General features: G+C 51.8%; 9 protein-coding genes. 5 read left to right on the top strand and 4 right to left on the bottom strand.

The window, feature by feature from the left end:
- Nucleotides 1-104 precede the first annotated feature (104 nt).
- The 4 genes from NYE26_RS21040 to NYE26_RS21025 all read right to left on the bottom strand — a co-directional run bounded on the left by NYE26_RS21040 (nucleotide 105) and on the right by NYE26_RS21025 (nucleotide 6,631).
- Nucleotides 105-1,151, bottom strand: coding sequence for a glycosyltransferase (locus NYE26_RS21040; protein ID WP_339249858.1), 1,047 nt, complete (start codon nucleotides 1,149-1,151; stop codon nucleotides 105-107).
- Nucleotides 1,152-1,264: 113 nt separating this feature from the next.
- Nucleotides 1,265-2,833: a YncE family protein gene (locus NYE26_RS21035; RefSeq protein ID WP_339249856.1), complete on the bottom strand. Its 1,569-nt coding sequence runs from the start codon at nucleotides 2,831-2,833 to the stop codon at nucleotides 1,265-1,267.
- A gap of 548 nt (nucleotides 2,834-3,381) precedes the next feature.
- A complete protein-coding gene (locus tag NYE26_RS21030) occupies nucleotides 3,382-5,565 on the bottom strand; it encodes a hypothetical protein (protein ID WP_339249854.1) in 2,184 nt (727 codons plus the stop codon).
- A 187-nt stretch (nucleotides 5,566-5,752) separates the two neighbouring features.
- Nucleotides 5,753-6,631 (bottom strand): AraC family transcriptional regulator, encoded by an 879-nt coding sequence (locus tag NYE26_RS21025; protein ID WP_339257567.1) that lies wholly within the window; start codon nucleotides 6,629-6,631, stop codon nucleotides 5,753-5,755.
- A 174-nt stretch (nucleotides 6,632-6,805) separates the two neighbouring features.
- Here NYE26_RS21025 and NYE26_RS21020 point away from each other — a divergent pair, with 174 nt between their 5' ends.
- From NYE26_RS21020 to treR, 5 genes are all read left to right on the top strand, one after another.
- A complete protein-coding gene (locus NYE26_RS21020; protein WP_339249852.1) occupies nucleotides 6,806-7,465 on the top strand; it encodes a ThuA domain-containing protein in 660 nt (219 codons plus the stop codon).
- Between the two features lie 24 nt (nucleotides 7,466-7,489).
- Nucleotides 7,490-8,593 carry a Gfo/Idh/MocA family oxidoreductase gene (locus NYE26_RS21015; protein WP_339249850.1) on the top strand — a complete coding sequence of 368 codons (1,104 nt, stop codon included), beginning with the start codon at nucleotides 7,490-7,492 and terminating at the stop codon, nucleotides 8,591-8,593.
- A 773-nt stretch (nucleotides 8,594-9,366) separates the two neighbouring features.
- Entirely contained in the window at nucleotides 9,367-11,091 is a 1,725-nt protein-coding gene (treC, locus tag NYE26_RS21010; protein ID WP_339249848.1) for an alpha,alpha-phosphotrehalase, read from the top strand.
- 101 nt (nucleotides 11,092-11,192) lie between these two features.
- Nucleotides 11,193-13,178: a PTS system trehalose-specific EIIBC component gene (treP, locus tag NYE26_RS21005; protein WP_036731549.1), complete on the top strand. Its 1,986-nt coding sequence runs from the start codon at nucleotides 11,193-11,195 to the stop codon at nucleotides 13,176-13,178.
- 128 nt (nucleotides 13,179-13,306) lie between these two features.
- On the top strand, nucleotides 13,307-14,026 hold the full coding sequence (gene treR / locus NYE26_RS21000) for a trehalose operon repressor (RefSeq protein WP_036731551.1): 720 nt from the start codon (nucleotides 13,307-13,309) through the stop codon (nucleotides 14,024-14,026).
- The last annotated feature ends 211 nt before the right edge of the window (nucleotides 14,027-14,237 follow it).

Genomic DNA, 14,237 nt, shown 5'->3' with positions numbered 1-14,237 from the left:
GTAAAATTGATTCAAGCACAAGAAATCCGATAGCCAAAACAAACGGTTTTCTTTGCATGAATTTTTTATGAAATAATCTAAAAATCAATGAATCGGATACATCCCTATCCTTTACGATAGAATTCAGCCCATTGCTGATGGTGCTTCGCCTGAACCATATCTCCCAGAGCCTGATAGCATAGAGAGAGCTGCTGATGCGGAAGCCAAGTGTGATAGACGTTGTCAATAGCAGACCAGGCATACCGTTCTCCCGGAGGGAATGAATAAGCCGAGTGATACCAGAATATAGCGGCCTCCAGATTGCCTAATTTCAGGAAATGTTCCCCCATTCGGCAACTGAAGGCGGGGTAAGGGACATCCGTGGTCAGAGCTTCAAGCGTAAGCTCCAGTTCTTTCTCCGGCTGGTTGTTGTATACATAACAGGTTGCCAGCTTGTGAAGGATGAACACTCTGTTCTCCAAGGGTATTTCAGGATGGTCCTTGCATTGTTCATAATAATGAATGGCTTGTTTATATTGCTTATGCGAGTGGCATTCTCTGGCATAATTGAGCATATCGGATACATTGAAGGAGTAGCCTCTGGCCAGATGCCGTTCATAGATGTCCAGATTTCGCCTGGAAGGTGTGGTGTCAGGAGCATTTCCTGTTTTGGTATGAGTAACAGTAATATCCGATTTGATTAGATGGTACGAATGCTCTATTGTTATATCTTCGTGTACGATTCCTTTCCAGATGAAGCCCTTGGTACGTTTGAGAAGCCGCAGCCTTGTGGTGTTACTAATAAAATTCCGGCTTTTATCCTGCGGAATTTCGTAATTCATAGAAACTGCATCCACTTCTTCCGTAAGCGTCTCCTTTAACTGCTCCAGCTTGATCTTGTTCTCAGTAGTCAAAATGTCGTCGGCATCCAGCCACAGAATATAGTCCTGGGTAGCATATTTGAAGGATTCATTCCGGGCCGCAGAGAAATCGTCGATCCACTTGAAATCGTAGATATGCTGCGTCCACTTCGCTGCAATCTCCTTGGTGTGGTCCGTTGAGCCGGTATCGACGATAATGATCTCATCCGGAATACCTTCTACGGAAGAGAGACAGTGATCCAGATTCTGTTCTTCATTCTTGACGATTAGACACAAACTGATTGTAGCCATAGCTTATCCTCCTGATTCGTCCTTCTTTACATACAAGAGAGGTGCGCGACTGCCTAGACGCACCTCTCTTGTGTTATGTGAGACACAGACTGTTGATTAGGTCTAACTCTGCGTTAAGACATAAACGGATCAATAACACTCCAAAATGGTGAGTCTCCAACCGGAATGGTAGCAAGCAGTGTATTGGTATTCTGATCAATAACAACCACGGCATTCGACGCTCCAATGCTGGCATAGACCAGATTAGATTGAACGGTATTCCGTAATACAGTGATAAATGGATTAACAGCAGGAGAGTCTTGATTGGTTCCTGTTGTAATCGTACCGACGATAGGGTAAGGGGAGGTTCCGTCTATGACACTAACATAGTTAGCGCTATAGCTTGTTACATAAAAGCGGTTTGTCAACAAATTCCCTGCAATGTTCGTAAGATTATTGCCGGTGGTTATGGTACCTAAAATGGCATAGTTTGTGGCATCAATAACATTCACGATACCCGGGGTCGTATAATGTGAAACCCATAACTGCCTACGAAGAGGGTCGATCAGAATTCCATGCGGTCTGGTAGCAGCGGCAAATGTCGTAATCACTGTATTGTTACTTCCATCGAGGACTGAAACATAATCTGAAGATATATAAATGATGTTATTGAGCGGGTTGATATCGATGTTAACAGGTCTGGCTGCAACGTTAGAAATGGTTGTAACCACGCCCGTCGGGATATCTATTGCCCAAATATTAGTGGAACCGACTGCAGTGTTAGCGACGTATAGCGTATTCGTAAAGGTATTGATGGACATCCCGCGAGGCATTCCCCCTACAGGATAAGTGGCACTAATCTGGTTCGTCATTTCGTCATACTGAATAATGTCGGTGCCGTTAGAAAAATAGAGAAGGTGCCGTTCTGTGTCTACCACCGCACTATCGAAGTACGTAGCGGCAATTGCAAAGCTTGTAACAATTTCGTTCGTTAAGGCGTTGATGACAGACACATTTCTATTAGCCACATTCCCCCCATTAGTCCCTACATACAGCATTGGGGGATTCAAGGTTCCAGGTACACCCGTAGTTCCAGTGACTCCGGTAAGCCCGGTAACGCCTGTCGGTCCGGTAACGCCGGTAAGTCCAGTGGCCCCGGTAGGTCCGCTAGGCCCTGTAGTCCCGGTAGGTCCGCTAGGCCCTGTAGTCCCAGTGGGTCCGCCAGGCCCTGTAGTCCCGGTAACTCCGTCAAGTCCCGTAGTCCCAGTTACACCCGTTGCCCCAGCCCCTGAACCGGTCGGTCCTGTCACTCCGCGAGGACCGGTTGTTCCTGTCGCACCCGTTGCCCCAGCCCCTGAACCGGTCGGTCCTGTCACTCCACGAGGACCGGTTGTTCCTGTCGCACCCGTTGCCCCAGCCCCTGAACCGGTCGGTCCTGTCACTCCGCGAGGACCGGTTGTTCCTGTCGCACCCGTTGCCCCAGCCCCTGAACCGGTCGGTCCTGTTACTCCGCGAGGACCTGTGACTCCACCGGGACCCGTCACTCCTGCGCCGGTGGGTCCGGTGGGACCGATTGCTCCAGTGGGGCCACCTCCTCCGCCGTTATTTTTTCCAAGCAGTTCTTCAGACACCAGGCGGTGTGCGGTTACCAATTGACCTGTACTGCTCTTGCCCCACACCGAAATTTGAACGAAATCGCTCAACTCAGTTGCATTTTCAGGTGTAACAAATATAAATTCAAATCCGTTAAAATCAGCATAATAATCCTTCGTAATGACTTGATTTGCTGCAATCTGGACGACTTCACTAACATACAAGACCCTTGTTCCCGCGTTTAGATAAAACCCCTGAATAGATACTGAGAAAGCCAAGCCAGCGCTGCGGTTATCGATTTTAACGGTAACGTGCTGAGTAGGCCTCGTTCCGCTTACCGGGTTATTTTCGATCGGTCCTGTTGATAAAAAGGCCATTACTTGATCACTTCCTGTGTGTATATTTAGATTCGTTCAAGTATGTGCGTAATAATGCGTCATGCGGAGTCTGCACATAACCGGAAATACTCCAGTCAGCAGCATACTTAATGATTAATACAGTAATATTCAAACTTAGCGGATTGGTGTGGACTTTGAGGTTGAGGCTGTTATTCTTCGGAATTCTGTACATCATTCCATAGAAGAGAGGTACGCTACTGCTTGCGCACCTCTCTTTGTTGCATGGTAGACATAGACTGTAGATCCGTTCTTAACCTGCGTTATGACATGAACGGATCAATAACACTCCACACAGGGGTGTTTCCAACCGGAATGGTAGCAAGCACCTTATTGGTATTCTGATCAATAACGACCACGGCATTCGACGCTCCAATGCTGGCATAGACCAGATTAGATTGAACACTGTTCAGCAATAATGTAATGAATGGATTAACAGCAGGAGAGTCTTGATTGGTTCCTGTTGCAATCGTACCAACTATATTATAAGGAGTAGTTCCGTCTATGACGCTAACATAGGTTGTGCTGAAATTGGATATATAAAATCGGTTGGTCACTAAGTTCCCTGCAATATTTGAAAGATTCCTGCCAACAGTAGTTGTACCCACAATCGCATGGGTGATCGAATTAATAACATTTACAATGCCAGGGTCTGCATAATTTGCCACCCAAAGCTGGTCACGCAAGGGGTCGATTATAATTCCATGAGGTCTGCCAGAAGAAGGAAGAGAGAACGTCGTAATAACTGAGTTATTGTTCCCATCAATAACTGAAACATAGTTACCGGCAATATAAATTCTATTGTTAAGTGGATTGATATCAATCTGAACAGGAAAGGCTGCGACATTAGCAATTGTTGTAACTACACCTGAGGGGATATCTATTTGCCAAATATTATTGGATGCAGATTGGGAGTTGACTACATACAGCTTATTCGTAAGGGTATTAATGGCCATTCCGCGAGGCTGTCCTCCAACAGGGTAAGTGGCGGTTATCTGGTTTGTTATTTCGTCATACTGAATAATGTTGCCGGCATCAGAATAATACAGAAGATGACGTTGTGTATCTATTGTCGCACTTCCATAGAACGTACTCGTAATTGCAAAACTTGAAACGATTTCGTTCGTTAAGGCGTTAATGACAGACACATATTTATTAGTTCCATTAGACCCTACATACAGCATTGGGGGATGCAAGGTCCCTGTTAAACCTGTAACACCGGTAAGCCCAGTGGCGCCGGTCTGCCCGGTAAGCCCAGTGGCGCCGGTCTGCCCGGTAAGCCCAGTGGCGCCGGTCTGCCCGGTAAGCCCAGTGGCGCCGGTCTGCCCGGTAAGCCCAGTGGCGCCGGTCTGCCCGGTAAGCCCAGTGGCGCCGGTCTGCCCGGTAAGCCCAGTGGCGCCGGTCTGCCCGGTAAGTCCAGTGGCGCCGGTCTGCCCGGTAAGCCCAGTGGCGCCGGTCTGCCCGGTAAGTCCAGTGGCGCCGGTCTGCCCGGTAAGTCCAGTGGCGCCGGTCTCCCCGGTGAGTCCAGTGGCGCCGGTCTGCCCGGTAAGTCCAGTGGCGCCGGTCTGCCCGGTAAGTCCAGTGGCGCCGGTCTCCCCGGTAAGTCCAGTGGCGCCGGTCTCCCCGGTAAGTCCAGTGGCGCCGGTCTGCCCGGTGAGTCCAGTGGCGCCGGTCTGCCCGGTGAGCCCAGTGGCGCCGGTCTGCCCGGTAAGTCCAGTGGCGCCGGTCTCCCCGGTGAGTCCAGTACCTCCCGTAGCTCCGGCCCCCGTAGGTCCCGTGGGTCCTTGTTCACCGATGGGAATCCAACCATCCGGGTAGCTGATTCCGCCATCCTGACTGCTGCGGTAGTACAGTGACGGATTGGAAATATAGAGCTGCTGAACAAAGTTTCCGACGCGGGAGACATAAATAGTCCAGACGGCTTTGTGGAGGACAGGCGGACCGTTCTGCGCATCTGGACCGAACGGGTTTGCAGAGCTGTAGACCCCCGGCTGGTTGAATTGATTGAGGTTACTACCCGAAAACTCATCATTGCTGATCGGAAAGACCCCGTCTTCGGCATCCAGCACGACATCGCCGGTCAGGCCATTCACACTGGTGACAGCCCCGGCAGCTCCATTAGGACCAACAGGTCCAGTAGGTCCAACCAGTGTCGGAAGACTGGCGGCGGTCGACAGCTTGGAATCCAGCAGCATCTCCTGCCGGGAGATGGTATTCAGCAAGGACCGGGCGCTGTTATTGATATCCAATAGCTGTGCAAGTGTGGCAGGAGGTCCGGTGAGCCCTGGCAGCGTGCCCAGGGCGTACTGGATCTTCTCTCCTTCTGCGTTGAGAATATGGGCTAGCCCAAGCTCTTCCATGGCAATAGAAGAGAATAGGAGATTGACTGCATCATCCCTCGATAATGTAACCGAAGGAGTGATGTTTGGAATATTGGGGGTAGACATTATACAACCTCCTTATAATTGTGGACCATTCAATATATTCGCAGCGTTCCTTATGGAAACGTACATGAGTCTATTGGTATAGTATTCCAGTACACAAATTGAGAATGTTCAAGACTAACCCAAAAAAACGTCCCGCAAGGATACTCTCCTGTGCTGGGCCGTTATTTTCTCTTTCGGATATTTCAGTCTATCGCAGCTCGCTCGGTGTCCGCTGCTTCACCTGCTTGAATACACGGTTGAAGGTGCGGATATTGGTGAAGCCGCATTCCAGGGCGATATCCAGAATGCTTTTATCGGTGCCCAGCAGCAGCCGTTCCGCCTGGTTGACGCGGATGCTGTTCAGGTACGCTACGTAGCTCATGCCTGAGATGCTTTTGAAGAAGCGGGAGAAGTAGAACAGACTCATATTGGCGTGACGGGCGGCATCGGCCAGGGTGATGGGGTGCATGTAATGGACATCCAGGTACTCCAGCACCTCCTGCATAATCTTCATATTGGTAATGCGCCGTTTATCCTTGTGCGGATTGACGATGTCCAGCGGCATCTGCCGCAGAATGAGCGCACTCAGCTCGTGCAGGAGGCCGGTCACCAGCTGTTCGTGATGCGGAAGCTTCTCCAGATGCTCCTTAAGCAGCTCCTGCATAATCGCGGGCAGCCGGGGGTTGCCTTCAACCGGGTCAGATTGGGTCTTGTCTACAAAAGGGGAGGTAAGCCGCATATTCAGCGGCCAGCCCGCAGGAAACCCGATCAGTGAAGGATTGAAAATCACCAGCAGCAGCATGGACTCGCTGTTCTTGCTGTCATAATAATGAATATCTCCGCTGCTGCATACGGCCAGATCTCCTGCGGTCAGCACCCGAGTCTCGGAGTTGATCCCCATCCGGATCGAACCCTCCAGTACATAGACAATCTCCAGATCATGGTGCCAGTGGGCCAGGAAATCGATATTGCGGCTCACAAAGGCAGTGAAGGGGAACGCTGTTCCATACGTCCGGTTCTCGTGAAAAGCTCTCATGGTTACTCCTGTTCTCGTCCTTCCCGTATTTTCAGCAGGAAGCGGTTTCAGTGATTAGATGCTTTGTGCATAATGTAGTCTTAAATTTAGCAAAAAATGACCATTCCCACAAGCAAAATGACGAGCAAGAAGGCTCGTAATGGATTACAATTTCTTCAGGAAGACCTGATCTGAATCAATCTATAACCCAAACTTGGATAAATAGGACAAAAAGGAGGGCTTGATATGGCAAAGAAGGCATTGATTGTAAAAGGTGGATGGGACGGGCATGAACCGAATGAGGTAGGGGCGCTTTTTGCAGATATCCTTACGAATGAAGGCTTAGAGGTTGAAGTCTCTGATACGCTGGACAGCTTCAATGATGCGGAGGCGCTGAAGGCGCTGAACCTGATTGTACCGGTGTGGACCATGGGCGAAATCAAGGGGGAGCAGTGCTCGGCGGTTCTGGCGGCTGTGGCTTCCGGCGTAGGCATCGCGGGCTGTCACGGCGGGATGTGCGATTCCTTCCGGACCAATACGGAATGGCAATTTTTGACCGGGTCGCAATGGGTGGCGCATCCCTTCAACGATGGAGTGGATTATGAAGTGAACATCGTGAAATCCGGCTCCAGCCCGATTGTGGAAGGTATGCAGGACTTCATGGTGAAGTCTGAGCAGTATTATCTGCATGTCGATCCGGCGGTGAATGTACTGGCTACCACCACTTTTGGAATAAGCGAAGGCGAGCATTCGGCCAATGGTGTGATCACGATGCCGGTGGTCTATACGAAGAAATGGGGCCAGGGCAAGGTATTCTATAACGCGCTTGGACATCATGCGGATGTGTTCGATATCCCGGAGGCCAAGGAACTGATGCGCCGGGGCTTCTTGTGGGCAGCTAAATAAACGAAGGACAAGGTGGGATACAGCGTGCGTAAAGTTAAAGTTGGGATTGTTGGCTGCGGGAATATCAGCGGCATTTATTTTGAAAATTTGACCGGAACCTTCAAGAATACGGAAGTCTACGCCTGTTCGGATCTTAATCTGGAGCGGGCGCAGCAGGCGGCAGAGCAGTACGGAGTGCCGAATGTCTGGACAACAGCGGAGCTGCTGGCTTCGGATGAGATTGAGATTGTTGTGAATCTGACGACGCCAAATTATCACTTCGAGGTGTGTAAGCAGGCGCTGCTCGCAGGCAAGCATGTCTATGTGGAGAAGCCGCTGTCGTTGTCGCTTGAGAACGGAACCGAGCTGGTCGCATTGGCAAAAGAAAAGAATCTGTTCATCGGCTGCGCACCGGACACCTTCCTTGGGGGTGGTCTGCAGACCTGCGCGAAGCTGATCGCGGACGGCTACATCGGAGAGCCGGTGGCGGCGACGGCCTTCATGCTCTGCCACGGGCATGAGAGCTGGCACCCGGACCCTGAATTCTACTATCAGGCCGGAGGCGGCCCGATGTTCGATATGGGCCCGTATTATCTGACGGCTCTGGTATCCTTGCTGGGCCCAGCAACTACGGTATGCGGCATGACAAAGACCTCGTTCCCTACCCGGACGATCACGAGTGAGAAGAAGTTCGGCAAGGTAGTCGAGGTTGAAGTACCTACACATGTGGCCGGAACAATCCAGTTCGCCAGCGGTGCGGTTGCCACGATGATTACCAGCTTCGATGTCTGGCACAGCACACTGCCGCGCATCGAGATCTATGGCTCGCTGGGCACCCTGATTGTGCCGGACCCGAACACCTTCGGCGGCCCGATCCTCCTGCGTCCGGCGCATAGCTCCGAATTCAAGGAGATTCCGGTGGTCCATAGCTATGAGGGCAACAGCCGGGGCATCGGCGTGGCGGATATGGCCCGCTGCATCGGAACTGGTGAAACCCCGCGCGCAAACGGCGAGCTGGCGAATCATGTGCTGGAGATCATGCACGCCTTCCACACCAGCTCCGATTCGAAGCGCTATGCCGAGCTGACCACCACCTGCGAGCAGCCGAAGCTGCTGCCGCTGGGACTGATTAAGGGATATTTGGAATAATTAATAGTAAGAGAGATAAAAGAGGTACAGAAAGATACAGAGAGATTCAAAGAGGTATAAAGAGGTACAGTGAGGTAAAGAGGACTAGTAATAGGCAGCGTTCCTGTCTCCGGTATTCGGGGAGGGGCGCTGTTTTTTTATTGTTTAGGAAATTATGAGAGTGCACCCGATCTCACCTGACGCGTGCTAAATATGCTAATGAGGAGCACTAGTGCTCCTCATTATGCCGAATGCCGCCAGAAGTAGACGAATGGAGAAGGGGGAGGGCAATCTGCTGCGTCCCTCGCCGCGCCATCGCTCCGTTGCTGCTGCTTGAAGCAAGTGGAAAAAGGGCACTTGCTGTAATGCAGAATCACAAAAGTAGGAAAACGAGTGGAAAAAGTACATTTAATTCTGCCTGAAATGTCCAGAGGCAGGGAAATGGAACATAGTAGATGCTGTTTATCCAATTAAATGCCCTCCGAAGCCTATTTGACGAAATTTAAATGTACAATTTCCACCTACTACTTATACCCGCGAGCTTCCCGGCACCCACTATCTATCAACTACCCTACCCACCCACTATCTACCCACCCACCGACTATCTTCCCACTACCCATTTACTACTCCAACTACTAAATTACTAAATTACCCGTTAAATCATCTACTAGGCCAACCCATATTGACAACCTGTATATACAGGTTTACACTGTGTGAGGTGTTTGAACTTGTATATACAAGTGTAATGAATGACAATAAAGCGATTTTTGCTGAGGACAACACAGAAATTCTACATGGAGGTGCTAACTTTGAGCCAAGCCCGGCATTCAGAATGGTGGCGACGGTCTACCGTGTATCAGGTGTATCCGAAGAGCTTCAAGGATACGACAGGTAGCGGAACAGGAGATATAAGAGGCCTGACGGAGAAGTTGGATTATTTACAGGAGCTTGGCATTGATATTGTCTGGTTGCAGCCGGTGTATGTCTCGCCCGGCCATGATAACGGTTACGATGTGGCGGATTATGAGCGGATCAACCCGGAATTCGGTACGATGGCGGACTTCGACGAGCTGGTAGCGGAGCTGCACCGGCGCGGCATGAAGCTGATGACGGATATCGTAGTCAACCATACCTCGACAGAACATGAGTGGTTCAAGCAGGCGGTCTCCAGCCGGGAGAATCCCTACCGCGATTATTATATCTGGAAGGACCCGGGGCCAGGCGGGGGAGTACCGAACAACTGGCAGTCGAAGTTCGGCGGCCCGGCGTGGCAACTGGATGAAGCGTCAGGCCAATACTACCTTACCCTGTTCGACAAGACACAGGCAGATCTGAACTGGGAGAACGGACAGGTCCGCAGCGCGGTGAACGAGATGATGCTGTTCTGGGCCCGCAAAGGCGTAGACGGGTTCCGGATGGATGTCATCAACCTGATCTCCAAGGACCAGCGCTTCCCGGATGATGACGGAAGTGTGCCGCCCGGAGACGGGCGGAAGTACTATACAGACGGTCCACGGGTCCACGAATACATCCGGTCGATGTATGATGAGGTGTTTGGCTTGCATGAGCTGATTACGGTTGGCGAGATGTCCTCTACAACACTTGAACATTGCATCCGTTACTCCAATCCTGAGCGGCGGGAATTCTCAATGACGTTCAACTTCCACCATCTGAAGGTGGATTATCCAAACGGCCGGAAATGGGAGCTGATGCCTTATGATTTTGAGGCGCTGAAACGGCTGTTCTCGGAGTGGCAGACGGGGATGCAGGAGGGCGGGGGCTGGAACGCTTTATTTTTCAACAATCACGATCAGCCTCGCGCCCTCTCCCGGTTCACAGACGACACGGCGTACCGCGAGGAGAGCGCCAAGCTGCTGGCAACCACCCTGCATGGACTTCAAGGCACGCCGTATGTCTATCAGGGAGAAGAGATCGGGATGCCGAATCCCAAGTGGAAGAGCATTGAGGAGTTCCGCGATATCGAGTCGCTGAATATGTACCGGATTCTGTGTGAGCAGGGGGCAAGCCCCGGGGAGGCTCTCGCTATCCTGCAGGAACGTTCAAGGGACAACTCCCGTACGCCGATGCAGTGGGATACAAGCGCGAATGCAGGCTTCACCACTGGTACTCCTTGGCTGAAGGTGGATGAACGTTACCCGGACATCAATGTGCAGAAGGAGCGGGAGCGGCCGGATTCGATCTTCCATCACTACCGCAAGCTGATCGCTCTGCGCAAGGCGCATGCGGTCTTCACCGACGGCATCTACCGCAGACTGGACGAAGGACATCCCGAGGTATTCGCTTATACACGGATGGGGGACGGCGAGGCGCTGGTGGTGGTCTCGAACTTCAGCGGCAAGGATGTCAGCTTCCGGCTCCCGGAGGAGCACTGGGCGGACTTAAATGTAGCCGGGAAGGACAGGCTTCTGCTTGCCAATACGGATGAGCATCCCTCACTGACTCAAGAGCTTCAGCTTAGTCCGTATGCTTCATACCTGTGGCTAATCAGCCGGGACTAAAGGAAGCTGGCCCTAGAGAAATGTACTTAAATATAGAAGCAACGCGCGCTAAGAGAAGCAACAACTGGTAAGCATTCATCAACTACGCGAGGAGTGACAATATGGCTATAGACCGCAAAAATGTTGAAGATATCGTCCGGGCGGTTGGAGGCAAGGAAAATATTGAGGTTGCAACGCATTGTGTTACCCGGCTGAGGTTCTCACTCTATGACGAGAGCAAGGTGGATTCGGCGGCGCTGGACCGCAACGACCTTGTGAAGGGACAATTCTCTTCCCAGGGACAATTCCAGATTGTTATCGGACCGGGAACAGTAGATAAAGTCTATGATGAGATGATTCAGCTGACCGGCGGTGCGCGTTCCTCCAAAGATGAGGTGAAATCAGCCGCTGCCCGCAAGCAGAACCCGCTTCAGCGGGCGATCAAGACGCTGGCCGATATTTTTATTCCCATTCTTCCGGCCATCGTAACTGCGGGTCTGTTGCTGGGGATCAATAACCTGCTGACCGGCCCTGGGATCTTCTTCAGCCAGTCACTGGTGGATGTCTATCCGCAGTGGAAGGATATTGCGGCGATTATCAATACGATTGCCAGTACGGCGTTTACCTTCTTGCCGGCTCTGATCGGCTGGGCGGCCGTGACCCGCTTCGGGGGCAGTCCGCTGCTCGGGATTGTGCTGGGTCTGATTCTGGTTCATCCAGACTTATTAAGTGCTTACAGCTATGCCAACGCTTCTACGGAAGGGACGGTTCCAACCTGGAATCTGTTCGGCTGGCATCTGGAGCGGATCGGTTATCAGGGGCAGGTCCTGCCGGTCCTGGTATCGGCCTATATTCTGGCCAGCATTGAGAAATTTCTGGATAAGCGGGTCCATGATTCGATCAAATTGCTCGTGGTCGCACCCGTGACTCTGCTGATTACAGGGTTCCTGGCCTTCACCATCATCGGACCGGTTACGTTCGGCATTGCGAATGCCATTACCTCCGGGCTGATCTATATTTTCGATCATTTCGCCATCCTCGGCGGCTTAATCTACGGCGGATTCTATTCGCTGCTGGTCATTACGGGCATGCATCACACCTTCCTGGCCGTGGATGTTCAGCTAATCGGCAGCGAAGGAGGCACGTTCCTCTGGCCGATGCTGGCGCTCTCCAACATTGCCCAGGGTGCGGCCGCACTGGCTATGATGTTCGTGATTAGAGAACAGAAGACGAAGGGGCTGGCTGTTACCTCCTCCGTCTCGGCTTTCCTTGGAGTCACCGAGCCGGCGATCTTCGGGGTGAATATCCGCTACCGCTATCCGTTCATCTTCGGAATGATCGGCTCCGCGATGGCCGGAGTGCTGCTGACCGTGAATCAGGTCCGGGCCACTTCCATTGGGGTAGGAGGGATTCCCGGCTTCCTGTCGATCTTCCCTAACCAGTGGGGCGTATTCTTCATCGGGATGGCGATCGTACTGATTGTGCCGTTTGTTGCCACGGTGCTGTATGGCCGGGCAGTTGTGCAGCGTGCAGCGAAAAGCCCGTCAGAGGCAACAGATCTGACGGATGCTAAGCCTGCGTCCAAAAGCGGGGAACTGAACAGCCGCAGCTCGGTTCAAGGCTCGCAGGAGCAGGAGCCCGTAAATATTCTGGAGCTGGCGTCGCCGCTCAGCGGAACGGCAGTGCCGCTTGCGCAGGTTCCTGATCCTGCATTTGCCGAGAAGCAGATGGGTGAAGGGATTGCCATTGAACCCGCCGAGGGTAAGGTGTATGCTCCGTTTGATGCTACAGTGGCCCATGTGATTAAGAGCAAGCATGCGCTGATTCTGGAGCATGCCAGCGGAGTCCAGGTGCTGATCCATGTCGGGATCAACACCGTGTCGCTCAAGGGCAGCGGCTTCACCACACGTGCCAATATCGGCGATAAAGTGAAGGCAGGCGAGCTTTTGCTGGAATTCGATATGGAGGCCATCCGCGCCGCAGGGTATCCATTAATCACTCCAATCATTATCCCCGCAGGGCAGGATATGGTGGAGCGGATTGAGGAGAAGACCGGACCGGCAACGGCGAAGCAGACAAGTATTCTGACGGTTCATCTGAAGGGTTGATCTGAGCGGATCAGGCATACAATATAAGGAATGGAGGACAGCCCTGCGGGGCTGTTTTTCTACAATTATAGAATTATATACTCTGTCCTGCAGCCAGGGCATGTTACAATATAGGGCGGTGATGATCGATGAGAGAGAATATATTTTTGCAGATCTATACGGAATATAGCAACCGTATTCATTCCGGCCAGCTTGCGCCCGGAAGCAAGCTGCCCTCCGAGAGTGAGCTGGCGGAGGCTTACCAGACTTCGCGGGAGACGGTGCGCAAGGCGCTGAATCTCCTGTTCCGTGAGGGCTATATCAACAAAATCAAAGGCAGGGGCTCCTTTGTGCTGGATATGACGCGGATGGATTTTCCCGTAACCGGACTGATCTCATTCCAGGAGCTGACAGGGACGCTCGGGGTTACCTCGCGGACACTGGTAGAGGAGACGGTCCTGGAGCCGGCAGGCTCTCTGCTGGCCCGGCAACTGCACATTACTGAAGAGACGCCGGTATGGAAGGTGATCCGCGCCAGAGAGATTGAAGCCGAACGGATTATTCTGGACAAGGACTATTTCCGCTCAGATATCGTCCCATTTCTGAGCAAGGAGATTGCAGAAGGCTCTATTTATGAATACCTGGAGTCTGAGCTGGGTCTTAAGATCAGTTATGCCAAAAAGCTGATTTCCGTTGAGCCCTCAACCGGGGAGGATCAGCGCCTGCTGGACCTGAAGCAATATACGCATATTGTCGTAGTGCGCAACTATGTGTATCTTGAGAATACCGTGCTGTTCCAATATACCGAGTCCCGGCACCGGCTGGACAAATTTCAGTTTGTGGATTTTGCCAGAAGGGTTAGGCGGTGAACGGTCAGGCACAGGCAGGCGAGGGAGCATTCCTGAAATAGCTGAATATGAAGCACCATAAGGCAGGGCGTTCACGTATAAACGTGCGTTCTGCTTCTTTTTTATGACTTTTTGTAGGAATTGTCGACAATTTTCGATTATTTGTGAGAATTTTGTGAGAATGATTTGCTTTTATTAGGGATAGGCTTGCATTTCAATGATGAAGAATGGA

Origin of the sequence: Paenibacillus sp. FSL P2-0136, from assembly GCF_037975325.1 — a bacterium.
In the GTDB taxonomy this organism is placed as follows: Bacteria; Bacillota; Bacilli; order Paenibacillales; family Paenibacillaceae; genus Paenibacillus_AQ; species Paenibacillus_AQ silagei.
Note: the sequence above shows the minus strand (reverse complement) of the source record. Positions and strands in the feature narration are given on the sequence as shown.